The organism is Megasphaera hexanoica (genome assembly GCF_043520715.1).
Taxonomy (GTDB): domain Bacteria; phylum Bacillota; class Negativicutes; order Veillonellales; family Megasphaeraceae; genus Megasphaera; species Megasphaera hexanoica.
This window is the reverse complement of the sequence record NZ_CP171361.1, coordinates 2,732,657-2,754,657: the sequence shown is the minus strand read 5'-3', so window position 1 is coordinate 2,754,657 and position 22,001 is coordinate 2,732,657. Positions and strand designations below refer to the sequence as shown.

Sequence of the window (22,001 nt, the reverse complement as noted above, 5' to 3'; positions counted from 1 at the left end):
ATGAAATTTAAATTTACCATACAAGACTATCAGACTGCAGCGGTGGACAGCGTGGTAAAAGTTTTTGCCGGACAGCCATTTCAGAATAAAATGAGTTATCGCCGCGATACAGGTTCAACAATGAGCGATAGAACCCTTTTTAACTGGGAAGTCTCTGATGAAGACCTTTACATTGGTTTTTCGAATACACCGGTAGCGCTTGACTCACATCAGCTGCTAAACAATATACGAGATGTCCAAAACGATAATAATATTAAGGAGTCGTCTTCTCTGGCAAAGCATTTAGGCGCCTGCTCTCTGGATGTAGAAATGGAAACAGGGACAGGGAAAACCTATGTCTACATCAAGACTATGTTTGAGTTAAATAAGCGCTATGGCTGGAGTAAATTCATCGTCGTCGTTCCGTCCATTGCAATTCGCGAAGGCGTCCAGAAGAGTTTTCAGACCATGCAGGACCATTTCATGGAACAGTATGGCAAGAAAGCCCGCTTCTTTGTTTATACCTCTAAAAATTTGACTGATATCGACAGTTTCAGTTCCAGTGCAGACCTCTCGGTCATGATTATCAATGTACAGGCTTTCAATGCCGGGTTTAATAAAGAGAAAAATAAAGAAGGCAGAGGTGGCGATAAGGCGGCTCGAATTATTTTTTCAGCAAGAGATGATTTCGGCTCAAGAAAGCCTATTGATGTAATCGCAGCGAACCGGCCCATTGTGATTCTTGATGAACCGCAGAAGATGGGCGGAAAGAAAACGCAGGAAGCATTGAAAGAATTCCATCCGCTTTTTACGTTGAATTATTCTGCTACGCATAAAGAGCATCATGACCTTGTTTACGTCTTGCATGCACTGGATGCGTATCGGATGAAGCTGGTCAAAAAGATTGAGGTCAAAGGCTTCGACATCCATAATTTGCGTGGAACAGATGGTTATCTGTATCTTGAAAACATTATCATTTCACCGAAAAAGCCGCCCATGGCCCGACTGGAATTTGAAATCAAATATGGTAAATCCATCAAGCGTGAAACCCGTATTGTCGGAGTCGATGATGATTTGTATGCTCTTTCCAAAGAGATGGAACAGTATCAGGGCTATCATATCAATGATATTGACCCGATTCGAGGCGTCGTGACCTTTACCAATGGTGCGGAAATCCACACGGGTGAAGTCCTGGGCGATGTCAGCGAAAAGGACATTCGCCGGGTTCAGATTCGGGAAACTATCCGTTCTCATTTCGAGAAGGAAAAGGAATTGTATAACCGCGGTATCAAGACGCTGTCTTTGTTTTTTATCGATAAGGTAGAGAATTATCGGAAGTATGATGAAGAAGGCAATGAAGTCAACTCAGAATATGGGCAAATGTTTGAAGAGGAATATATTTCTATTTTGAATGAGTATTTGACACTCTTTAATACACCCTATGATCAGTATCTGAAGCGGATTGATGTCCATGCAACCCATGAAGGATACTTCAGTATTGACAAGAAAGGGCATAAGGTAGATTCTAAAACAAAGCGCGGTTCAGATTTCAGTGATGACGAATCCGCTTATGAATTGATTCTAAAGAATAAGGAAAGACTGCTTTCTCTCGATAACCCAGTGCGGTTCATTTTCTCACATTCTGCGCTTCGTGAAGGCTGGGATAATCCCAATGTCTTCCAAATCTGCACCTTAAAGCATGGGGGAGACAGTACGACGAATAAAAGGCAGGAAGTAGGCCGTGGTCTTCGCCTCTGCGTCAATCAGTCTGGTGACAGGATGGATGAACAAGTTCTTGGTTCAGAAGTGCAGGAAATCAACAAACTGACTGTCATTGCCAGTGACGGGTATAAAGATTTTGTTTCTTCGCTTCAAAACGACATTAAAGACGACCTGTATGAACGTCCGACCAAAGCTACAGTGGAATATTTCCAAGGCAAGCGGATTAAAATTGGCGACGATGTGGTGACTGTTACTAGTGACCAGGCAAATATGATTTATTTCTACCTTGTCAAGAATTCTTATATAGATGAAGATGGTTATGTAACAGATGCGTATCGTGCTGATGCAGAAAACAAGACCTTAGCCCCACTTCCAGATAAAATAAAAGACATTACAGCCGGAGTGCATGCACTCGTTCAGGGCATTTTTGATGAACATGCACTGGATGGAATGATTGAAGACGGTCATCAGACCAAAATTCAGGAAAATGCGTTGAATGATAACTTCTATAAGAAAGAATTCCAGACCCTTTGGAACTATATTAACCATAAATGGAGTTATACCGTGCATTTTGATAGTCAGGAGCTGATTCAAAAAGCGATTCAGCATATTGATGAGAAGCTCTTTGTTTCTCAATTGCAGTATACCGTAACAAAAGGGAAGCAAGGCGACGATTGGTCAGCTGAGACTATAAAATCAGGGAATGGTTTTGTATCAGAAAAAAGCCATACATACGATTTGAAACGAGGCGAAACGAGCCAAGTCAAGTACGATCTTGTTGGCAAAATTGGCGCTGGGACACATTTGACTAGAAAAACGGTTGCTATGATTCTGAAGGGAATTTCTCCTGCGAAATTTGCAATGTACCGACATAATCCGGAAGAATTCATTTCCAAGGTAACGAAACTTATCAATGAAGAAAAGGCTACCATGATTGTCGATGACATTACGTATAATAGGACGGATGGTACCTATGATTCTGAAATCTTTACAGCTGAAAAAAACAAGGATTTTTCTAAGGCGTACCCGGCCAAGAAAAATGTGCAGGACTATGTATTTACTGATGGAACAGCAGAAAAATCTATAGAGCGAAAATTTGCAGAAGACATGGATTTAGACGATAAAGTGGTTGTGTATGCTAAATTGCCACGGGGGTTCCAGATTCCGACACCTGTCGGAAATTATGCACCGGACTGGGCGATAGCATTTCAGAAGGGAACTGTGAAGCATATTTACTTTGTAGCTGAAACAAAGGGCTCTATGGAAAGCATGGATTTGCGTCCCATTGAACAGGCCAAGATTAAATGCGCTAAGACTTTGTTCAATGAAATTTCAACGGACGATGTAGTCTACGGACAGGTAGATTCCTATCAAAACCTGCTAAGTATGATGAACGCTATTTGAGGAAATAGTCCGGATGCATTGGATAAAAGCTAAATAGAAGGAATCCTTGGTGTATGGTACCGGTGGTGTTTTGTCAAATGATACCGGCTCTTAAAGGTTAGCATTTATATAACAATTACGGCTGGGGCTATTGTGTCCGTTGAATGTATAAAAAGGAGTTTGTATGAGTACTATTAAGAGATATGCTGTAGTCCGACAGGAGGGCTGCGTGGCCTGTGGGAGTTGTGCCGATGTTTGTCCCCGTGGAGCTATTTCAATGTGGCATGGTTGTTTTGCCAGGGTAGATGTAACGCGCTGTGTGGGTTGTGGCCGTTGTGCCCGGGAATGTCCGGCTAGCGTTATTCATTTGGAGGTGCGCCGATGAAGAGCCGTCATTGGTATCATTATTTGTGGATCTGGTCCATTATTTATTTTTCATTGGGCTTTGTTAATATCTTGTTTGCCTGGCTGGGACTGATTAATTTCTGCCTGCCGTTGCTGTTTGCAATTATCGGTGGCAACAAATTATTTTGTAACCGCTATTGTGACCGGGGACAATTTTTGCGTTTTTTCGGGAGTCAGGCCGGGTTATCCCGGCGCCATGCCATGCCGGCATTTCTTCATAGTACCGTCTTTCGAGTCTTGTTCATGGCTTTTTTCTTTGCCATGTTTGGCAGTGCCCTCTGGACGACCTGGCTGGTTGCCGGAGGTGTGGCATCGGTTCAGGATGCGGTTATGCTGTTCTGGACAATCCGCCTTCCCTGGGAATGGACCAGTACGGCAGCTGTTTCTCCCTGGGTAGTACAATTTTCATTCAAGCTGTATAGTTTGATGCTGACTTCAGAACTCATAGCGATTGTTGCCATGCTTTGGTTCCGCCCCCGGGCGTGGTGTACGTTCTGTCCCATGGGAACACTGACACAGGGAATTTGTAAGCTCCGGAATAAGAAGGGATAATTAGCCCTTTAAATAAGAGTCAAAGAAGTCCGTGATGATGTGGAGCACTTCTTCCTGGTTCCAGTAAATACCACCATGGGCCGCGCCTTCTACCAGGTACCGTTTGGATGGGATGTTATGTTTCTGGAGAGCCTGGAAGAGCAGGTCGGTCTGGCTGGGGGAAACGATGGTATCGTTTGTTCCATGCATGAGCAGCATAGGGGCACTGGTCTGGGATATATAGGTAATGGGATTGGCTTTTTTTGCGCCTTCTGGATTGGCCAGAATGCCACCGTCTTTTCCACCGAATACAGCAGATCCGTTCACCCACAGTGCTTCTGTAGCGCCAGCCGACTGGTGGGCTTTTTTCACAACATCGCTGTAGTCGTCGCCGATGCGGGTCAGGTCGGAAAGGCCATACAGATCTACGGCCGCTTTTACCTCGCTTCCCATCTGGAGATTGTCCCCTTTATCAAAGGTCGTCGTGCCACTGGTCGTAGCTGCCATAGCAGAAAGATAACCGCCGGCACTTCCACCGATGATGCCGACCCGTTCCGGATCGATGCCGAATTGGTCTGCATGGGCTTTCAAATAGCGGATAGACGATTTCACATCTTCCAGTGGTTCCGGGAAACGTGCCGTAGGCGCTACCCGGTACTGGATGGACGCGACGACATAACCGGCTTCTGCCAGATGCATCCGGAGCTGGATGCCGTTATCCTTATTGGCATTGATGAAACCGCCACCGGTGACATAGACGATGGCAGGAAGCTTCTTCTCTGATTTTGGCTGGAGAATATCCATCTTCATAGCCACATTAGGATAGCCCCGCATCGGGACCTGTTCGTATACGACATCGGAAATCTGGTTGATGACGGGCGTCTTCAACGGGACGGAAATTTTCGTGCTTTCCACTTTTCCCGGCATATCCTTCGTAGCAGAATCGACATTGACATTCATGGCCATAGCATTGCCTCCTATCCACACAAGCCCGGTTAGGGCAAGAGCTATTAATTGTTTTTTGATTTCTGGCTGTGACTGAACAATTTTATCAGCATCTCCTTTATTTAACGTATTTGTTTCATTCTAGCATGGGATGCGGGTGGCGGCAATGATTCGCTTTTGTTATCATCTCATCTTTGGCACGCTTGAATGAAAAAAGCACTTGCAAAGCCTGATGTAATGGGGTTTGCGAGTGTTTTTTTGTTTGGTTTCCATACGTGCTATATGCCGTGCAGCGTCCCGCAGAATCAGAAATGTAACATAGGTAATCCATATGATAATCATATGGATTACCTATGTTATATATATTTTACCTGTACTCTCTTCCGTGATATACTGCGTTCATTGCGAAAGGGAGGATATGTATGGAATGGATTTTATCAACTGATGTACATGTATTATTCTGGTTGCACCGCCTGGCTGGTCCGCATATGAATAGTTTCATTACGTTGTTTACGACAGGCATCAATTGTCTGTGGCTCTGGCTGGGGCTGGCTGCTGCCGGCCTGTGGAATCGCCGCAGCCGCTGGATAACATTGACCATTATTGTGGCCGTCATTGCAGCTGTTTTCATTGGTGATGTCGTCCTGAAGCATGTGGTCATGCGGATCCGTCCGTATATCGTCATCGAAGGAGCTCCCGTGGTAGAGGCACTCAAATATCCCGTTAGTTACTCCTTCCCTTCTGGTCATTCATTCTTTTTCTTTGCCGGAGCGACGGTCATATACTGCTACCGCCAGCGTCTTGGCATATTGGCTTATGGACTGGCGGCAGTCGTAGCTTTTTCCCGGATGTATTTGTTTATGCACTTTCCCAGTGATGTTCTGGCCGGGGCTGTCCTGGGGGTTGGTGTCGGCTATGGTGCGTACCGGATTTGCCAGTATGCGAAAAAACGGTTTTTCATGAGACACAGTCTTTATCGGTAATCCCACTCCTGCCAGCCTGCCACATCGGTAATGCCCAGCCCGGGAGCCTGCGGCAGGATAAGTTCATTTCTATCATAGGAAATTCCTCCTATGATGGGATCGTCTGCCATGAGGTCGGCCGCATCGAGGTCGTTGATTGCGATGGCGGGATTACCGGCAGAGAGACTGGCTGCAGCGGTAATGCCAATTTTGCTTTCCAGCATACAGCCCATCATGCAGTCTATGCCAGAGGCTTGTGCCATGGAAGCAATCTGGGAAGCGGGCCCGAGACCGCCGGCTTTCATGAGCTTAATATTGATGAGGTCACAGGCACGGATGGCGAGAAGATGAAATACATCACCAGGACTAAATGCGGATTCATCGGCCATGATCGGCGTATCTACGTGGTCGGTGACAAATTTCAGTCCTTCTGTGTCAGAGGCTGCTACGGGTTGTTCAATCGATTCTATATTGAGGCCGGCATCTTCCATACGACGAATCGTGCGCACGGCTTCTTTGGGTTTCCAGCCCTGATTGGCGTCGAGACGAATGGCGATATGCGGGCCGGCAGCCTGACGGATGGCCCGGACGCGGCGGATATCGAGAGCAGCATCGACGCCGACTTTGAGTTTCAGATTTGTATAGCCTGCCTGTATGGCTTTTTGTGCGTCCTGAACCATTTGTTCCGGTTCTCCCAGGCTGATGGTCAGATCTGAAGTGATGCGCTGACGCAGGCCGCCGAAAAAGCGATACAGGGGTAAGCGATATTTTTGTCCGAATAAGTCGTGAACCGCTATATCGAGGGCGGCTTTAGCCGATGTATTATGCACCATACTGTGCTGGATGCGCTGAAGGATGGCTTCCCTGTCATCGATATCCATGCCAAGAATCTGTGGCCCTATCGTATCTTTGATAGCTGAGGCCACAGATGCATGGCTGTCTCCGGTGATGACAACCGTCGCCGGTGCATTGCCCCAGCCAGTATGTCCATCGTCGGTGATGACTTTGACAACCAGGTCTTCGGCCATATCGACACGACGCAGTGCCGTGACGAAGGGTGTTTTGAGTGGGATGCGTACAATTCCCACGCGTATATCTGTAATTTTCATGGGAGATTCCTTTCGTTGTTTTATGAAATATATATCAGTATTATTGTACTGGCTCGTGTCATGATTGTCCAGAAACTGCTGGCTGGAAGTGGCATATACAGGGTATGGATGAGGAAATGAATTTTACCTTGAATTTACAAATTTCATATATTATACTAAAGATGGTCTGAACGTGAATCTTGGGGGAGCTCCCTGGATTTGTTATATTTTTGAATATTAATGGCCAACATGCGAGGGAGTCCGTTTGCCGGACTGAGAGGGCGCCAGAGACGCCGACCGTTACAGATGGGAGTCATATTCCCTTTTTGTCGCATGGGTGCTGACTGTACGGAGAGGGATAGAGAGTCCCTCTCTTTTTATGTTTTATAATATGTATTATATTTTGTGAGGAGTCGATGATGATGAAAAAATGGCAGGTTCTCCTATCGGCATTGCTGGTAGGATGCGTATTCTTATCTGGTTGTGGCAGTAGTGATACGCAGAAGAACGGGTCGAAAGAGGTGGAAGAATTAAAAATCGCCGTGTCACCGTACCAGGATGCCGACACAATCCAGACAAAGACCGAACCACTGGGGAAGATGCTCCAGGAAAAAATGAAAGAAAAGGGATACAATATTAAAAAAGTTACTATCAATGTGGGGACTTCTTATAACGCCGTAGGAGAAGCTCTGAGTTCGGGCAGTGCCGATATGGGCTTTATTTCCGGAGCTACGTATGTCATGTATGATAAAGATGTCGATGTGCTGCTGACGGCGCTTCGCCAGGGTATCGATAAGGATACGACGGATTTATCTGTTTGGAACAACGGTACGCCGGAAGCCTTCAAGAAGGATCTGGTGAAATATTATCGTTCGGCTATTGTCGTAGGGCCGAGCGCCAAAGGACAGGCTATTCTCGCTAAGGTAAAACGGGGCGAAAAGCCGACCTGGGATGAATTGAATGATCTGACCTGGGGCGTCATGAGCCCGGCGTCTGCTTCCGGATATCTGTATCCGTCACTGTGGCTGAAGGATAATTATGGCAAGAAAATATCCGATCTGGCTCATGTTGTGCAGTCTGATTCGTATACGACTTCGACGGCCCGCCTGGCATCGGGACAGGTAGATGTCATCGTGGCCTATTCTCATATCCGTGCCCATATGGCAAAGAACTGGCAGGAAAAATTCGGCGGTACATCGGATATCTGGTCCCAGACCGGTGTCATCGGTGTAACGGATAAGATTTATAACGATACGGTCAGCGTCAGCAAGACCAGCAAGGTCATGCAGGATGAAAACTTCCGCAAAGCCCTCGGCGAATCGCTCATTGAAATCGGAAAGACCGATGAAGGATTGAAAGTGCTGCAGACGTTGGGCCATAAAGGATATGACTGGGCTCAGAGTTCGGATTATGATGGAGAACGGAAAGTTCAGCAGGAATTAAAGTAATGATGTGAAAAGGGGAAAGAACCATGGCTATGCTGGAATTAAAGCACGTCTGCCAGTCCTATAAAAAGCAGCATCCTGTACTGCGCGATATATCGCTTTCTATCCCGACGGGACAGTTTGTATCGGTCATCGGACCCAGCGGAGCCGGCAAGACGACATTGCTGCGCTTGTTTAACCATATGGTGCGGCCCGATTCGGGTGAGGTCTGGATTGACGGTACCCGTTTTGACAGGCTGAACGGCCGGGGCAGGCGGAAAATCCAGCAGCGGGTCGGCATGATTTTTCAGGATTTCAGTCTTGTCGATATGTGTACGTGCCTGCAGAATGTGCTGAATGGCAGTCTGGCCCGCGTTCCGCTGTGGAGAGCCTTGTCCGGGTGTTTTCCCCAGGCAGAAAAAGAAAAGGCCATGGCTGCCCTGAAAGCAGTGGGGCTGGAATCATACAGCCAGACTCCTGCCCATACATTGAGTGGCGGTCAGAAACAGCGTGTAGCTATTGCCCGGACGCTGATGCAGGATGCGACGATTCTTCTCGCCGATGAACCGGTTGCCTCGCTGGATCCGCTGACAGCCCGGCAGGTTCTGGAACTCATGCGCAAATTGCAGAAGAAACAGGGGCTTACTGTCGTCATGAACAGTCATAACGTCGAACAGGCACGGACCTGGTCGGACCGGATTATCGGGCTGAAAGATGGACGCATTTTCTTTGACGGGCCTCCGGCAGACTGGACAGATGACCGGTTGCAGGACCTGTATGGGAGGACGCAATCATGAGATATTCATTGCGCCGAACAGGCATGGGGATGCTATTTCTGGCACTGATCATCCTTTGCGGGGAAAGCACCGATGTATCTCTGTCTCTTCTATTGAGGCGGGGCGTGCGATTCTTTGACATTGCCGGAGCGATGATACCGCCAGAAACTTCCTATGCCAGGGTCGTACTGGCTCCGCTCTGGGCGACGGTGCAGATGTCTCTGGCCGGTACGGGAATCGGGGCCGTGCTGGGCCTGGTGGGGGCGTCCTTTGCCAATGCCTATCTCAATCCTCATGCCTGGCTGCGGATTCCGTTTAAGACTATCGTTCATCTCATCCGGACCATCCCGGCACTGATTCTGGCACTCCTTTGTACGTTCCTCGTCGGACTGGGAACGCTGGCCGGGACGCTGGCACTGAGTATCTATACGACGGTGGTCATGGTCCGTATGGGCTATGAAGATATGGAAAACGCCGACTTAAGAGCGGCCCAGGCACTGGAAGCAGCTGGATGCGGCCGCCTGCGGGCATTTATCCGGGCTGTATTGCCGGCTGTCCTGGCAGGGTATCTGATTAATGTATTATATATGCTGGAAGCCAATGTCCGCCATGCGGCTATCCTGGGATACGTCGGGGCCGGAGGTATCGGAATTTTACTGAATGAAAGGCTGGCCTGGCGTGAATACAGTGAAGTCGGCATGATTTTATTGCTGCTGTACGTCGTCGTCCTGCTGACAGAAGGTGTCAGTGAATGGCTGCGCCAGGTCCTTTCAGGCAGAAGTCATTTGTCCCGCATGAAAAAAGTATTGTTGTTGCTGACGCTGGCCGTACTGTTTTTTTCCTCTTTTCAGACGCTGGTGCTGCCAGATATGGATGGAAAGGGCATGGCAGCTGCAGCGGCTATTATGCAGGGAATCCTTCATCCCGACTGGTCGATGATATTTTCCCTTGCTCATGATGGCGTCCCCTGGCTCCTGTATGAGACATTTTGCATAGCCTTCCTGGGTACGCTGGGAGGTACGGTCATTGCTGCCTGGTTTTCTTTTTCGGCCAGTTTCCGCCTCCTTCCCGTGCCGGCTGCACTGGCTTCGCGGCTGATATTGCTGCTCATCCGTGCCGTTCCTGTATTTGTGTACGGCCTGATGTGGATCCGCGTTACCGGCCCCGGTCCTTTTGCCGGCGTACTGACCTTATCCTTGTGCAGTGTCGGCCTTCTGGCCAAGAGATTTCTCATCGCTATCGATGATATCCGGCTGGAACCGTACCGGGCATACCGGGCTATGGGAATATCCGTCGCACGATCCATCCGCTGGGCTGTCCTGCCACAGCTGGTACCGCGCTACGGGGCGGCTGTCTTGTATCGGTTCGATGTCAATCTGCGCGATGCCGCTATCCTGGGCCTGGTTGGGGCCGGCGGTATCGGAACGCCGCTGATACTGGCGATGATGCATTACGAATGGGCTGCAGCGGGAGCCCTTTTATGGGGCATGACCGGGCTGGTAACGATCGTAGAGATCTTTTCGGAATGGCTGCGTAAAAAACAACGGCTCAGTGAAATACAGTAATCTGATGATTCCAGACATGTTCCTCTGAGAATACTGTCTGGAATTTTTTTTCAGAGATTTGCCAGCGTGCGGAGATTTTCCTGCCGGGCCGTATTGGCGCCGGGCGGATTCAGTTCCTTTTGTGCATAAGGTTGTGCATAAGGCTTGCTATTTGACCGGTAATGTGATATATATTTAATTGTATATCTATGACTAAATTCTTTATTTCTAAGAGAGAAGGGGCTGTGATATGTACCACATAAGTATTCTTGCTACGCATCAGGATGAAGATGATTTTGGCGAGCGGTTGGGCGATATTGCCGATGTAGCGTATTGCCCGGTCACAAATGAAGAAGAAATGGCAGAAAGACTGGAAGATTGTGATGTTCTTGTCTGTCGGGATGAACCTGTAACGGAATCCCTGCTGGACCAGTTAGATGAATTAAAGTTGATTGTCGTCCTCCGTTCGCGGGTCGATCATGTAGACCTGCAGGCGGCAGCCCGGCGGGGCGTGAAGGTACTCTGTAATCCGGTGTACTGTGTGGATGACATTGCCGATCATACATGTGCTATGATGCTGGCTCTCCTGCGTCAGATTCCCGAGTATCAGAACGATATCCGCAATAACAGCCGTTGGGAATACGGCGCTGTTGGCTGGCCGCTGCACCGCGTGGGCAGCAACCTTATCGGCCTGATTGGTTACGGCCGTACAGGCAGGGCCGTTGCGGCACGGATGCAGGCTTTTGGATGTAAAATACAGGCCTATGATCCGTTTGTTGACGAAAAAATCATGATGGAAGAACGGGTCCGGCCCGTTGATTTCGACAAACTGCTGCGGACCAGCGATGTCGTATCGCTGCACATACCACTCAATGAAACGACGCGGTATATTTTTCGGGAAGAACAGTTTGAGGAAATGAAAGAAGGAGCCATATTCGTCAATTGCAGCCGTGGTGGACTGGCTGATGAAGCGGCCTTATACCATGCTGTCGATGACGGGCATATCCGCAGTGCGGCACTGGATGTCCTGTCTATGGAACATCCCAGCCCGATGATGCTCAAAATGATGACCCGGCCGGAATTTTTGCTGACACCGAGTGTAGCGTCTCACTCTGTAGAAGGAGAACAGGCACTCTTCCACGAGGCAGAGCGGCAGATACGGCTTTTCCTGGCTGGTCATGAAGAGGAACTGTCTTTCGTGCCCTATCTATAAATTTGCACCAAAAGTCAAAATCTTGTAAAATATAGTACGTAACACAAGTATACGAGAAGGGGGCTTCTAAATTTTGCGTATTTGGAAACTACTAGGCATGGCTCTGATATGTCTGTCTCTGCTGGCAGGTTGTGGCTCTTCCGGGGAAGAATCCCAGAAGAAAGATGCGCCAGCTGCCCAGACTGCACAGGTGGAAATGGCAGTACCTAAGAACGGCGTTCCGGTTCTGATGTACCATATGATTGGCGTTGATCCCGATGACCCTCATAATCAGGCCTGTCTGACAGAAGAAAATTTCCGTAAGCAGATGAAGTTCCTGAAGGATAATGATTTTCATCCGATTACTATGGAACAGCTTTATGAATACATGGTCCATAACAAACCGGTTCCTGTCCGTCCCGTTGTCCTGACCTTTGATGACGGATATCCCGATACCTATTCGATTGTCATGCCGGTCATGAAGGAATATGGGTTTGCCTGTACGGTATTCATTCCTACGTATGATGCGGATCATGGGACGCGCCTGACATGGCAGCAGATTAAAGAAATGAAGGCTGCGGGCATGGAAATTGCATCTCATGGGTATCATCATGAACGGCTGAACCAGATGGGCGGTACTACACTGGATACAGAAATGCAGAAAAGCCAGGCCGAACTCAAAGAACAGCTGGGCATAACCAATGAATTTTTCTGCTATCCCTATGGCGGTAACAGCCCGGAAGCGGAAAAGGTCATGAAGAAATATGGCATTAAGCTGGCCTTTACCATGAATCCGGGATGGGCAAAATATGGTGACAATCCCTATGCGGTCAAACGTATCTGGATTGGCAATGAAGTGGACATAGATAATTTCAGACAGCGCATTACGACTGAAAAGTACGAACAACGGTAAGGCAGCCGGTGTGCTTAGAATGAGGTAATTATGAAGCTGAAGGAAATAGGTAAATTTTTTGTAGTCCTGCTCTTGTTTTTTGCTGTAACGTCTCCCGTAGTCGTTCTCTTCGGACCTTTTGATAATATCAAGCGGACCGTTGTCGGGGCTATTCTGAAAAGCCGTCATCCCCAGTATATCACCTGGCTCTTTTCCCAGGACGAAATCGATAAGATACTGGGAGGCATCAGTACGGCACCGAAGCAGGAATTATTCAAGTTCAAAGTCCGCACTGATTCTTCGTTGAAGTTGCAAAATATCGAATCGAGCCGGTTCAAGGGATTTCTCCTGGAAATCCCCGACCCCAAACGAGTTAAGGTCGGCACAGCTGAAAATATGGATGAAAAAGGCGATACGACCAGCGGTATCGCCCAGCGCAACAACGCTGTCGCGGCTATTAATGCAGGCGGGTTCTATGATGCCAATGGTACCGGGACCGGCCGCAGTCCGTATGGATTTATCCTCCACGATGGCAAGTTTGTCCTCGGTGGCGATGCTGATAACAGTGAAGTCAACGAATTTATCGGCTTTACGAAGGACGGCAATCTCGTAGCCGGCAATTACAGTAAAGGGGAACTCATTTCCATGGATATCCAGGAAGGAATTTCCTTTGGCCCGGCATTGATTGTCAATGGTCAGAAGATGATTACCGCCGGTGATGGCGGCTGGGGCGTCGGCCCCCGTACGGCTATCGGCCAGCGGAAAGACGGGACAGTCCTGTTCCTGGTCATCGATGGACGTCAACCATCATATTCTATCGGCGCGACGCTGCGGGATTTGCAGAATATCATGTACGAACAGGGTGCTTATATTGCTGCTAATCTCGATGGGGGTTCCAGTTCTACATTGTATCTCAATGGTAAAGTTGTCAACAAACCGGCAGATCTCCTCGGAGAACGGATGATTCCGACGGCGTTTATTGTAAAGTAGGAGGGAACGAATGAAGCTGAAAAAAGTGCTTTTGGCCTTTGCTGCAGGCATAGCTATCCAGGCTGGCGTGTATTATTACCTGGATCAGTTCCTTTTTGCGCCGACGTCGGATTTCCAGATCGGTGGGACCAATCAGCAGGAAAAAATGGGATATGGGGCCGAACCCAATGGCCAGACCTATTATTCCTACGACAAGAGGTTCATGGCAACCGTTGTCGATGACACGGTTTCTATTTATGAAGCGGGTCAGAAGAGTGAACCACAACGCATCCGTCTCCATGGACGCAAGGTGTCCTTCTTTGAATGGCTGCCTGACCGGAATCTGGCTATTTTCGCGACGTATGGTAAAGATGAAAAGACTGGCCGTTATGGCGTTTATATTGCCCAGTATAACCCGATTTATCCGGACCGCGAACTCGATACGCCCATTGAAAATGCGCCACGGGACAGCAAAATCGTCGATGTCGCGTATTCGACAGCAACCAATGTGGTATACATGAAGTTGGAAGTCGATAAAGATAAATATCGTATTTACCGGACCGATGCCAACTACGATACGCGGCGCATTAACGTCCAGGCAGAAAATATCGGCCGCATTGCCGTGTTTTATGATCAGGATATTTTCTTCTATGATAATCTGCGCACGGGTGTCGTATACATGTTTGATGGTGCGACCAGCAGCTGGCGTGAAATCTCGCCGAGCGGCAAATTCCGCCTCGTAGGCATCGACGGACAGGAAATCTTCATTGCCGAAATGAATGCCGACAACGAAGTGGTTGCTGCATACCGGGGCCGTTTGAAGAAAGGCTTTACCAAGATTGCTACCTATAAGACGCCGGAAGAATTTTCAAAGATTACACTGAACAGCATGCGTGAAGCAGCTGATAAGATGGATGAAAAGAAATAACTGCCCAGGCGCCATCTTGGCGCCTTTTGGCATATAAGGAGTGAATATACATGGCAAAACATAAAATTCCCAAGAACCGTTCTCTGGAGGACATGTTCAAGGGAGTAAAAGAAGAAGTAACCTTTGAAACCGCTGACTGGGACGATGAAGAAACGGTGGCCCGGCGGCCTGTCGTAAAGAAGAAAGCTTCTCAGCAGACGGCGGAAGATTTCCGCAAGCAGTTTTTTACCGATGATCTGCAAAAAAAGGTCGGAGCTATTCTTCTCGATATCAAGATGGCTTATTATAAAGACGGTGTAGGGGATATTTCCCTGGAAGTCGTCAAAGATGGCCGCAACGTCGTCATCAAAACGGCGCCAAAGACGAGTAAAAAGAAATAAGGATACAAACGAAAGGGACTGTGTTGCATGGACAGTCCCTTTCGTTGTATCATTTATAGATGGGAGTTTGCAGAAAAAGTATACATGCGATGTACCAGAACTTTATAATCAGTGAACATAATTGCGGGATAGGTGATAAGTGCATTTATATTGTACAAACCCGGTATATTTGTTACAATGATTTTAAAGAGGCAAGATTTATCTTGGATTTTTTAATAAGGTGATGATACCATGTGCTCAGAAATAGAATTAAAAAAAATTATTAAGGCCGTGGTAGATGCATATTACCAAGCTTTTGGGGATGCCATTGATCAGATTCTACTATATGGATCTTATTCACGAAAGGATAATACGGAAGATTCAGACATTGATTTAGTGGCCATTGTACATGGCGAACGGCTGGATTTACAGGAAAAGTTAAAAAAAGTGTGGGATATTTCTGCTGATTTAGAGCTTGAATATGGAACAATTATTTCTCCTGCAGTTATCCCCTATGACGAATATATGAAATACCAAGATGATATTCCTTATTATCGTAATATAAAAAAAGAGGGAGTGAATGTAGTTGCATGAAAACCGGGTAGAGTTAATGAGATACAGGTTAAACATGGCGAAAGAAAAATTACATGCTGCTTCTATTTTGCTGGAATGCAGGAGTTATAAAGATTCTGTTAGCAGATCTTATTATGCAATGTTTACAGCAGTCAGAGCTGTTTTGGCTCTGGATGGTGTAGATTTTAAACCTGATTCTGCAAGAAGTCTCCCGCCTCTTTAGGCGGTGAGATGAATTGCAGGTTTTTCTGAGGGCTCGATGCCATCAGAAAAACAATGGCTTCACAAGTTGATTTGCAGTATAATCAGTAGTAAGAGTGAAAGGATTTGGAAAGTCAAGGCAGGTGATGATAGTGAATAAGGCATACCGTTACAGGCTCTACCCGACAAGGGAACAGAAAATGATGTTTGCCAAGACCTTCGGCTGTGTCCGATTCATCTACAACAAGATGCTGAGTGACCGCCTTGACTATTATAAGGAAACCGGCCAAAAGCTGAATAATACGCCTGCGCAGTACAAGGAAGACTTCCCTTGGCTAAAGGAAGTAGATAGTTTAGCCCTTGCCAATGCCCAAATGAATCTGAATAAGGCCTACAGCCACTTTTGGAATGACAGCAAGCATTTCGGCAAGCCGCGCTTCAAGTCCAAGAAGAATAGCCGTGCTTCATATTCCACGAATAACCAGAAGGGTTCTGTCCGAATCGAGGGCCATAAGGTGAAACTGCCGAAAGTCGGCTGGGTGAAACTATGCCAGCATCGTCCCTTGCCGGAGAACAGTATCATAAAGACCGTAACCATCAGCCAGACGCCATCAGGAAAATACTATATCAGTATGCTGGTGGAGTATGAAAACCAAATATTCCCTGTCATACCGAAGACCTTCCTGGGGCTGGATTTTGCGATGCACGGCTTGTATGTGGCTTCCGATGAGGAGGATGCTAAATATCCCGATTTCCTGCGAAAGGCAGAGAAAAGACTGGCTACGGCGCAGCAGAAGCTATCCAAGAAACAAAAAGGAAGTCACAACAGCGAAAAACAAAGGCTGCGCGTAGCTATTCTCCATGAGAAAGTGGCCAATCAACGCCGGGATTTCCTGCATAAGAAGGCCCGCTACCTCGCAGACCACTATGACGCTATTGGTATTGAGGATATCAGCGTCAAAGCGATGGCAAAGCGGAAAAAGGGTGGCAAGTTCAGCTTTGGCAAATCCGTAGCTGACAATGGCTGGAATATGTTCACGAACATGCTGGAGTACAAGCTGGCTTGGCAAGGCAAACAGCTTATCAAGATAGACAAGTGGTATCCAAGCAGCCAGCTGTGCCATGTTTGCGGATATCAGAACCACGAAACCAAGGACTTGTCTGTAAGGGAATGGGATTGCCCGAAATGTGGAAGTCACCATAATCGCGATAAAAACGCGGCCATCAATATCCGAGAAGAAGCCAGGCGAATATCAGCCTGACGTAATCCATAAAATACCGTGGGTCGCACGGGAATCTACGCCTGTGGAGAGAGTGTAAGCCGCCGCAACTCTTTGGAGTCAGTAGCGCTGTTCTCGTTGAAGCAGGAAGCTCCCGCCTCTATAGGCGGGAGTACGTTCACAAAACATGCTGGAGTTATTTCTTATTTCCAAAAGGAATATATTAAAACAGGAATTTTTGATAAAATGTATTCTAAATACCTTAGCCAGGCATTTCAGATTCGCAATAACACGGATTATGCTGACTTTTTTATTGTTTCACAATTAGAAGCAAAAGAACAATATGATAAGGCACTTGATTTTTGCCATACTGTTGAAACATATTTGGTTAAGCGCATTTCTCAATAGATGTTGTTTTATAACTGTAAAAGAAAGAATAGAAAAAGACGGCCCCATGAAGCACATATCGCTTCATGGGGCCGTCTCATCGTATGGAGCGGATGAAGGGGATCGAACCCTCGTACCAAGCTTGGGAAGCTCGTATTCTACCACTGAATTACACCCGCATATAACATATAATAGGTACTGTATTAGTTTAACAGTAAACCCCCATTTTGTAAAGACCCGAATTTCAAACCTTTACAAAACAGGGGTGTCATACATGGTATCAGCGGATGTAGCCCGGTGCATAGTTGCGGTATGTCTGGGTTTGATTCTGCTGATAAGGAGAGGCTGTTTCTTTTGTATTTTTGATTTTCTGTATATCTTTTGTTTTGTCTTTTGTCACCGTCTGTTTTTTGGGGGCAGTTTCTTTTTTGAGATTCTTCTGACTTTTTGTATCTTTCGACTGCTGTTTATCCGACAGCTGGTTTATGCCTGGCTGCTGACGGTTGTGGTCATCCTGCCCCCGCTGTACCGGTTGTACCTGTTGCTGGTCCTGACCGTACAGCCAGGGCGCATTCTGCGGTGCCTGTTGCGCAAATGCGGCGCCTCCCATCAAGGTGGTGACTACGGCTGTAATAGCTAAATAGTGTTTCCAAGTTTTCATGATATATTCCCCCTCAGGTGGTGCGGCCTGTTAGAAATGAGGCCAGTTTTGCTGATTTTGCCGATGCTGGTCATTTGGCTTTGGCATCGGTTTTTTGTAGGTCTTTTTCTTTTTGCGGTTTGCTTCTGCCCGCTGACGTTCTTTCCTTTCCCGTTCGATGCGCTTTTTTTCTTCCTGTTCGCGTTTCTTACGGATTTGTTCTTCTTTTTTCAAGTCTCTTTTCTGATTCCAAAAAGAAGACTGCTGATCGTTATGCATGGCTATGGGATTGTGGGTATAGCCATCAAAATGAGTATCTTGTGCAAACGCGGCACCACCTGCCAGCGCTGCGGCTGTAATAGATAAAGCTATAAGGCGTTTTATCTTCATATGTATCCCTCCTTCTTGTGTTTATTAGTATACGATTTGATTGTGACAATTTGGTAGCGACGTGGCTTCGTTTCCTTCACAAAACCGATGAATTTTGAAAACGGTGTCAGAACTGTTTTTTTCATCCTTATATAATACCTATATATAGGACAAAAAAAGACGCTGTGACACGAGGTCACAACGTCTCTGGGGAGCTGATTAATGAGCCGACGGAGCAGGAGCTGTTTCTTCTTTCATGGAAGCAGCCTGCTGACGGGCTTCGTATTTATCCATGTTGCGGGCAAAGAGACCGGCCAGCATGGAACCTGTGATCTGATGGACAGCAGCGCCGACAGCAGCCGGGATAGCGACAGCCGGGGCAAAGTAGATGGAGCAGATGGAAAGAGCGAGGGCATCATTCTGCATACCGACTTCCAGGGTAACCGAGTGCTGCTGGCGTTTGCCAAAGCCAAGTTTTCCCGTGATGAAATACCCAAGAGCAAAACCGAAGAGATTGTGCAGGAGAACGAGAACGACCATGAAGACGCCGAGGGAAACGATTTTTGCGCCATTGACGGCAACGACACCACCGAGGATGGAAAGAACGGCAAAAGCGGATACGAGGACGAGAACTTTCTGCATCTGTACCAAATAAGTTTCACCGACGAGACGATGGACGAGCAAACCGAGGACAAGCGGTACGAGGATGACTTTCATGACCGTCATGGCCATAGAAAGGAAGGAAACGGTAACCCACTGACCAGCCAGTGCCCAGACGAGGAAGGGCATCATGACAGGAGCGAGCAGTGTCGATACGGTCGTGATGGAAACAGCCAGAGGAACATCGCCTTTAGCGAGGAAGCTCATGACATTGGAAGCCGTGCCGCTCGGGCAGGAGCCGAGGAGAACCATACCGACGGCCAGTTCTGGAGTCAGGCCAAAGACCATGACCAACGCATAGGCGACGAGAGGCATGATGGTGTAATGGCAGACCGTTCCGGCGAGGACTTCGCGGGGACGCTGAAGGACGAGTTTAAAATCCGATGCATGGAGTGTCATACCCATGCCGAACATGACGACGCCTAGGAGCCAGACCGTATTTTTGACGGCCCAGGTAAAACCAGAGGGAACGAAATAGCCGCCTACGATAGTGAGCAATACGAGCCAGGTAAGATTCTTGCCTACGAAACCGCTTACTTTTGTAACAAAATTCATCATGATTACATACCTCCGAATAAAAAATGTAAGATTGCTGCAAATAACAAACGGCTGATTGCTTTTACCTGGAGTAAAAAAAACGCTTTGCCTCTTAGAAAGAGACAAAGCGCTATAGCTCTGCGGTACCACTCTTATTGTCGTGAACGACCACTCTACTGACATCACCGAAAGATTTCTCTGACGTTCAATGCCGGACAAGGTAACGATTGTCAATCGGCCACGCTTACTTGCGATGCGTTCAGCTGGCAGCTCCTGGGTGATATTCCTTATAGTCTTTACATCCTGCCTCTCACCGTGTAGCAGGTTCTCTGTACTGTCAGGGTCTGTAAGTACTTTTCCCAATCAACACTGTTTGGTTGTTTGCTTGATGCGTATTATACGCTACCATGGGAGAAGAAGTCAAGAGAGAAAAAAGTGATTTTATAAAATTTATCTTCATAACATATTAAGCATGCTATGGAACCAGATAGTCAGATTTTTCTTATTTTCTCTCATTTTGGCCTATTATAGAATAATAAAGCAAGCGGTACGATAACCTAAAAGAATAATAACAATTCGTAAATAGTATATAGCAAATTTTAAGCAGCCCGTTAAACGTAAAAGGTGTTGAAATTATGGGATTTATCCTGCCTCAGGCAGACCTTTTTGCAGAAAAATCAGGGCTTTACAAACGTTGCCATCGTGATATACTGTCAAACATCAAGTTCACGACGGCTATGGCCTAAGAGCTGTAAGGGTGAACTTAAATAATTAATAGACATTCTGGTCGCACATTCCACTACAAAATTACAGAAAGGTCGTGTTCCTCATGGCACATTTTAATCCCGTAACACCCGAACTGGTAGAAGAACTGAAACGCGTAATGAGCCCTAAACAGGTAAAGACTGATGAAGATTACCTCGTAGCCTATCAGACAGACGAAGAAGGCAATTCTCATTATTTCAGCAAACCGGAAGTTGTCGTTTTCCCAGAATCTACGGAACAGGTCGTAGAAATCGTCAAACTGGCAAATAAATACCTCGTTCCTATTACTCCGCGTTCGGCTGGTTCTGGTGTTGCCTGCGGCGCTATCCCCGTATACCACGGCATCGTCGTCGAACTGGAACGGATGAATAAAATACTCAAACTCGATCCGGACAACATGTATGCCGTCTGCCAGACTGGCGTCATCACTGGGGATTTACAGCGTGAAGCTGCCCGCCACGGCCTGTTGTATGCCGGCGATCCTTCCAGCGCTGACAGCAGCCAGATTGGCGGCAACGTAGCCAATAATGCCGGCGGCAACAAGGCCGTAAAATACGGCACGACCCGTCATCAGGTATACAGCCTGAAAGTCGTCACACCGACCGGTGAAGTTGTAGAAGCCGGTTCCCGTCTGAAAAAGAGTTCTACCGGCCTTTGCCTGGAACAGCTCTATGCCGGTTCTGAAGGCACCCTGGGCATTATCACAGAAGTTACGGTAAAACTCTATCCTCAGGCTCCCTACGTATTCAACATGGTCTGCGTATTCAAGACTGATGATGAAGCCTTTGCCCTGCCGAATAAGATTCTGAAAGCTGGTATTGATCCGACCAGTATCGAATTTATGGACAACGAAGCATTGGTCATGACCTGTAAATTCCTCGATATGAAGATGCCTCATGTTGATGAAGGATGCGACTATGTCATCGTTACGGTAGAATCGTTCAACGAAGAAGAATCGGACCGCAAGATGGAATTGCTCTGTGACCTGGCGGAAAATAATGGCTCTATCGACGAATTCGAAGCCGATAAACGTATCTGGACGCTGCGCAAACAGTTTGCCGAAGCAGCCCGTGATGTCGATAAAATGTTCCAGACGGAAGATTTCGTCGTACCTCTCGATAAGATTCCCGATATCACCAAACAGATTCCGGAACTCCGAGAAAAATACGGCCTGTATTGCGTAACCGTTGCTCACATCGGTGATGGCAATATCCATGTTCTGCCACTGAACAAAGAAGGCCTTTCTCCGGAAGAATGGTTCAACAAAATCAAAGCTTTCCATCGTGATTTGTTCCCCCGTGTATATGCTCTCGGCGGCAAGATGTCTGGTGAACACGGCATTGGCTTCAAGAAACTGGATGAATTTGCTAAATGCACGCCGGCTCCGGAACTCCATGTCATCAAAGCAATCAAGAAAGCACTGGATCCCAATAACATCATGAATCCGGGCAAACTCGTCGATATGACAGGCGATTTCGTTCAGGAATAAATATACAATAAAACCAGCTGTCAAGGTGTCCCGATTTGACCACTTCCGGCAGAAGGTAAGA

The 22,001-nt window shown here is 47.3% G+C and carries 22 protein-coding genes, 1 tRNA gene and 1 other annotated feature; of the genes, 17 read left to right on the top strand and 6 right to left on the bottom strand.

Features of this window, described 5'->3' with window-relative positions:
• The 3 genes from ACGTIC_RS13410 to ACGTIC_RS13400 all read left to right on the top strand — a co-directional run bounded on the left by ACGTIC_RS13410 (window position 1) and on the right by ACGTIC_RS13400 (window position 4,041).
• Window positions 1–3,105: a type III restriction-modification system endonuclease gene (locus ACGTIC_RS13410; protein WP_113856314.1), complete on the top strand. Its 3,105-nt coding sequence runs from the start codon at window positions 1–3 to the stop codon at window positions 3,103–3,105.
• Between the two features lie 163 nt (window positions 3,106–3,268).
• On the top strand, window positions 3,269–3,469 hold the full coding sequence (locus ACGTIC_RS13405; RefSeq protein WP_113856313.1) for a 4Fe-4S binding protein: 201 nt from the start codon (window positions 3,269–3,271) through the stop codon (window positions 3,467–3,469).
• The gene (locus ACGTIC_RS13400) at window positions 3,466–4,041 is read left to right on the top strand and encodes a 4Fe-4S binding protein (RefSeq protein WP_113856312.1); all 576 of its coding nucleotides are present in this window, start codon (window positions 3,466–3,468) and stop codon (window positions 4,039–4,041) included. Before ACGTIC_RS13405 ends, ACGTIC_RS13400 begins: the two co-directional genes overlap by 4 nt.
• Here the strand turns inward: ACGTIC_RS13400 and ACGTIC_RS13395 are convergent, their stop codons facing one another.
• Window positions 4,042–4,986 carry an alpha/beta hydrolase gene (locus ACGTIC_RS13395; protein WP_257536552.1) on the bottom strand — a complete coding sequence of 315 codons (945 nt, stop codon included), beginning with the start codon at window positions 4,984–4,986 and terminating at the stop codon, window positions 4,042–4,044. It lies immediately after the preceding gene.
• Between the two features lie 401 nt (window positions 4,987–5,387).
• Here ACGTIC_RS13395 and ACGTIC_RS13390 point away from each other — a divergent pair, with 401 nt between their 5' ends.
• On the top strand, window positions 5,388–5,948 hold the full coding sequence (locus ACGTIC_RS13390) for a phosphatase PAP2 family protein (protein WP_059075634.1): 561 nt from the start codon (window positions 5,388–5,390) through the stop codon (window positions 5,946–5,948).
• Here ACGTIC_RS13390 and ACGTIC_RS13385 read toward each other — a convergent pair.
• On the bottom strand, window positions 5,939–7,036 hold the full coding sequence (locus ACGTIC_RS13385; protein ID WP_113856310.1) for a mandelate racemase/muconate lactonizing enzyme family protein: 1,098 nt from the start codon (window positions 7,034–7,036) through the stop codon (window positions 5,939–5,941). The two genes, ACGTIC_RS13390 and ACGTIC_RS13385, sit on opposite strands and share 10 nt — an antisense overlap.
• Window positions 7,037–7,431: 395 nt before the next feature.
• Here ACGTIC_RS13385 and ACGTIC_RS13380 point away from each other — a divergent pair, with 395 nt between their 5' ends.
• The 12 genes from ACGTIC_RS13380 to ACGTIC_RS13325 all read left to right on the top strand — a co-directional run bounded on the left by ACGTIC_RS13380 (window position 7,432) and on the right by ACGTIC_RS13325 (window position 17,501).
• Window positions 7,432–8,463: a phosphate/phosphite/phosphonate ABC transporter substrate-binding protein gene (locus tag ACGTIC_RS13380; RefSeq protein WP_240937222.1), complete on the top strand. Its 1,032-nt coding sequence runs from the start codon at window positions 7,432–7,434 to the stop codon at window positions 8,461–8,463.
• Between the two features lie 23 nt (window positions 8,464–8,486).
• A complete protein-coding gene (phnC, locus tag ACGTIC_RS13375; RefSeq protein ID WP_113856309.1) occupies window positions 8,487–9,236 on the top strand; it encodes a phosphonate ABC transporter ATP-binding protein in 750 nt (249 codons plus the stop codon).
• Window positions 9,233–10,780 carry an ABC transporter permease gene (locus tag ACGTIC_RS13370; protein ID WP_113856308.1) on the top strand — a complete coding sequence of 516 codons (1,548 nt, stop codon included), beginning with the start codon at window positions 9,233–9,235 and terminating at the stop codon, window positions 10,778–10,780. The genes phnC and ACGTIC_RS13370 overlap by 4 nt, the downstream gene beginning before the upstream one ends.
• A 229-nt stretch (window positions 10,781–11,009) precedes the next feature.
• Window positions 11,010–11,972, top strand: a complete 963-nt coding sequence (locus ACGTIC_RS13365; protein ID WP_113856307.1) for a C-terminal binding protein — start codon at window positions 11,010–11,012, stop codon at window positions 11,970–11,972.
• Window positions 11,973–12,045: 73 nt separating this feature from the next.
• On the top strand, window positions 12,046–12,864 hold the full coding sequence (locus ACGTIC_RS13360) for a polysaccharide deacetylase family protein (protein ID WP_059075639.1): 819 nt from the start codon (window positions 12,046–12,048) through the stop codon (window positions 12,862–12,864).
• A 30-nt stretch (window positions 12,865–12,894) separates the two neighbouring features.
• Entirely contained in the window at window positions 12,895–13,833 is a 939-nt protein-coding gene (locus tag ACGTIC_RS13355) for a phosphodiester glycosidase family protein (RefSeq protein WP_059075640.1), read from the top strand.
• A 10-nt stretch (window positions 13,834–13,843) separates the two neighbouring features.
• Entirely contained in the window at window positions 13,844–14,740 is an 897-nt protein-coding gene (locus ACGTIC_RS13350) for a hypothetical protein (protein WP_059075641.1), read from the top strand.
• A 50-nt stretch (window positions 14,741–14,790) separates the two neighbouring features.
• Entirely contained in the window at window positions 14,791–15,120 is a 330-nt protein-coding gene (locus ACGTIC_RS13345) for a hypothetical protein (protein ID WP_059075642.1), read from the top strand.
• 231 nt (window positions 15,121–15,351) lie between these two features.
• The gene (locus tag ACGTIC_RS13340; RefSeq protein WP_059075643.1) at window positions 15,352–15,693 is read left to right on the top strand and encodes a nucleotidyltransferase domain-containing protein; all 342 of its coding nucleotides are present in this window, start codon (window positions 15,352–15,354) and stop codon (window positions 15,691–15,693) included.
• Window positions 15,694–15,709: 16 nt separating this feature from the next.
• Complete coding sequence (locus ACGTIC_RS13335) at window positions 15,710–15,895, top strand: HEPN domain-containing protein (protein WP_113856580.1); 186 nt, start codon at window positions 15,710–15,712, stop codon at window positions 15,893–15,895.
• Window positions 15,896–16,019: 124 nt separating this feature from the next.
• The gene (locus tag ACGTIC_RS13330) at window positions 16,020–17,135 is read left to right on the top strand and encodes an RNA-guided endonuclease TnpB family protein (protein ID WP_394522390.1); all 1,116 of its coding nucleotides are present in this window, start codon (window positions 16,020–16,022) and stop codon (window positions 17,133–17,135) included.
• Between the two features lie 72 nt (window positions 17,136–17,207).
• Window positions 17,208–17,501, top strand: coding sequence for a hypothetical protein (locus tag ACGTIC_RS13325; protein ID WP_257536550.1), 294 nt, complete (start codon window positions 17,208–17,210; stop codon window positions 17,499–17,501).
• An 84-nt stretch (window positions 17,502–17,585) separates the two neighbouring features.
• Here the strand turns inward: ACGTIC_RS13325 and ACGTIC_RS13320 are convergent.
• The 4 genes from ACGTIC_RS13320 to ACGTIC_RS13305 all read right to left on the bottom strand — a co-directional run bounded on the left by ACGTIC_RS13320 (window position 17,586) and on the right by ACGTIC_RS13305 (window position 19,707).
• A tRNA-Gly gene (locus ACGTIC_RS13320) sits at window positions 17,586–17,659 on the bottom strand.
• Between the two features lie 101 nt (window positions 17,660–17,760).
• Window positions 17,761–18,141: a hypothetical protein gene (locus ACGTIC_RS13315; RefSeq protein WP_113856305.1), complete on the bottom strand. Its 381-nt coding sequence runs from the start codon at window positions 18,139–18,141 to the stop codon at window positions 17,761–17,763.
• Window positions 18,142–18,171: 30 nt separating this feature from the next.
• Complete coding sequence (locus tag ACGTIC_RS13310; RefSeq protein ID WP_113856304.1) at window positions 18,172–18,510, bottom strand: hypothetical protein; 339 nt, start codon at window positions 18,508–18,510, stop codon at window positions 18,172–18,174.
• 198 nt (window positions 18,511–18,708) lie between these two features.
• The gene (locus ACGTIC_RS13305) at window positions 18,709–19,707 is read right to left on the bottom strand and encodes a bile acid:sodium symporter family protein (RefSeq protein ID WP_201784354.1); all 999 of its coding nucleotides are present in this window, start codon (window positions 19,705–19,707) and stop codon (window positions 18,709–18,711) included.
• 94 nt (window positions 19,708–19,801) lie between these two features.
• Window positions 19,802–20,062, bottom strand: a binding site (T-box leader).
• A gap of 453 nt (window positions 20,063–20,515) precedes the next feature.
• Here ACGTIC_RS13305 and ACGTIC_RS13300 point away from each other — a divergent pair.
• Complete coding sequence (locus ACGTIC_RS13300; protein ID WP_059075646.1) at window positions 20,516–21,940, top strand: FAD-binding oxidoreductase; 1,425 nt, start codon at window positions 20,516–20,518, stop codon at window positions 21,938–21,940.
• Window positions 21,941–22,001 lie beyond the last annotated feature (61 nt).

Coding starts and splice junctions, on each gene's coding strand:
- ACGTIC_RS13410 (WP_113856314.1), top strand. CDS start 1: ATGAAATTTAAATTTACCATACAAGACTATCAGACTGCAGCGGTGGAC.
- ACGTIC_RS13405 (WP_113856313.1), top strand. CDS start 3,269: ATGAGTACTATTAAGAGATATGCTGTAGTCCGACAGGAGGGCTGCGTG.
- ACGTIC_RS13400 (WP_113856312.1), top strand. CDS start 3,466: ATGAAGAGCCGTCATTGGTATCATTATTTGTGGATCTGGTCCATTATT.
- ACGTIC_RS13395 (WP_257536552.1), bottom strand. CDS start 4,986: ATGGCCATGAATGTCAATGTCGATTCTGCTACGAAGGATATGCCGGGA.
- ACGTIC_RS13390 (WP_059075634.1), top strand. CDS start 5,388: ATGGAATGGATTTTATCAACTGATGTACATGTATTATTCTGGTTGCAC.
- ACGTIC_RS13385 (WP_113856310.1), bottom strand. CDS start 7,036: ATGAAAATTACAGATATACGCGTGGGAATTGTACGCATCCCACTCAAA.
- ACGTIC_RS13380 (WP_240937222.1), top strand. CDS start 7,432: ATGATGATGAAAAAATGGCAGGTTCTCCTATCGGCATTGCTGGTAGGA.
- phnC (WP_113856309.1), top strand. CDS start 8,487: ATGGCTATGCTGGAATTAAAGCACGTCTGCCAGTCCTATAAAAAGCAG.
- ACGTIC_RS13370 (WP_113856308.1), top strand. CDS start 9,233: ATGAGATATTCATTGCGCCGAACAGGCATGGGGATGCTATTTCTGGCA.
- ACGTIC_RS13365 (WP_113856307.1), top strand. CDS start 11,010: ATGTACCACATAAGTATTCTTGCTACGCATCAGGATGAAGATGATTTT.
- ACGTIC_RS13355 (WP_059075640.1), top strand. CDS start 12,895: ATGAAGCTGAAGGAAATAGGTAAATTTTTTGTAGTCCTGCTCTTGTTT.
- ACGTIC_RS13350 (WP_059075641.1), top strand. CDS start 13,844: ATGAAGCTGAAAAAAGTGCTTTTGGCCTTTGCTGCAGGCATAGCTATC.
- ACGTIC_RS13345 (WP_059075642.1), top strand. CDS start 14,791: ATGGCAAAACATAAAATTCCCAAGAACCGTTCTCTGGAGGACATGTTC.
- ACGTIC_RS13340 (WP_059075643.1), top strand. CDS start 15,352: ATGTGCTCAGAAATAGAATTAAAAAAAATTATTAAGGCCGTGGTAGAT.
- ACGTIC_RS13335 (WP_113856580.1), top strand. CDS start 15,710: ATGAGATACAGGTTAAACATGGCGAAAGAAAAATTACATGCTGCTTCT.
- ACGTIC_RS13330 (WP_394522390.1), top strand. CDS start 16,020: ATGATAGTGAATAAGGCATACCGTTACAGGCTCTACCCGACAAGGGAA.
- ACGTIC_RS13315 (WP_113856305.1), bottom strand. CDS start 18,141: ATGAAAACTTGGAAACACTATTTAGCTATTACAGCCGTAGTCACCACC.
- ACGTIC_RS13310 (WP_113856304.1), bottom strand. CDS start 18,510: ATGAAGATAAAACGCCTTATAGCTTTATCTATTACAGCCGCAGCGCTG.
- ACGTIC_RS13305 (WP_201784354.1), bottom strand. CDS start 19,707: ATGATGAATTTTGTTACAAAAGTAAGCGGTTTCGTAGGCAAGAATCTT.
- ACGTIC_RS13300 (WP_059075646.1), top strand. CDS start 20,516: ATGGCACATTTTAATCCCGTAACACCCGAACTGGTAGAAGAACTGAAA.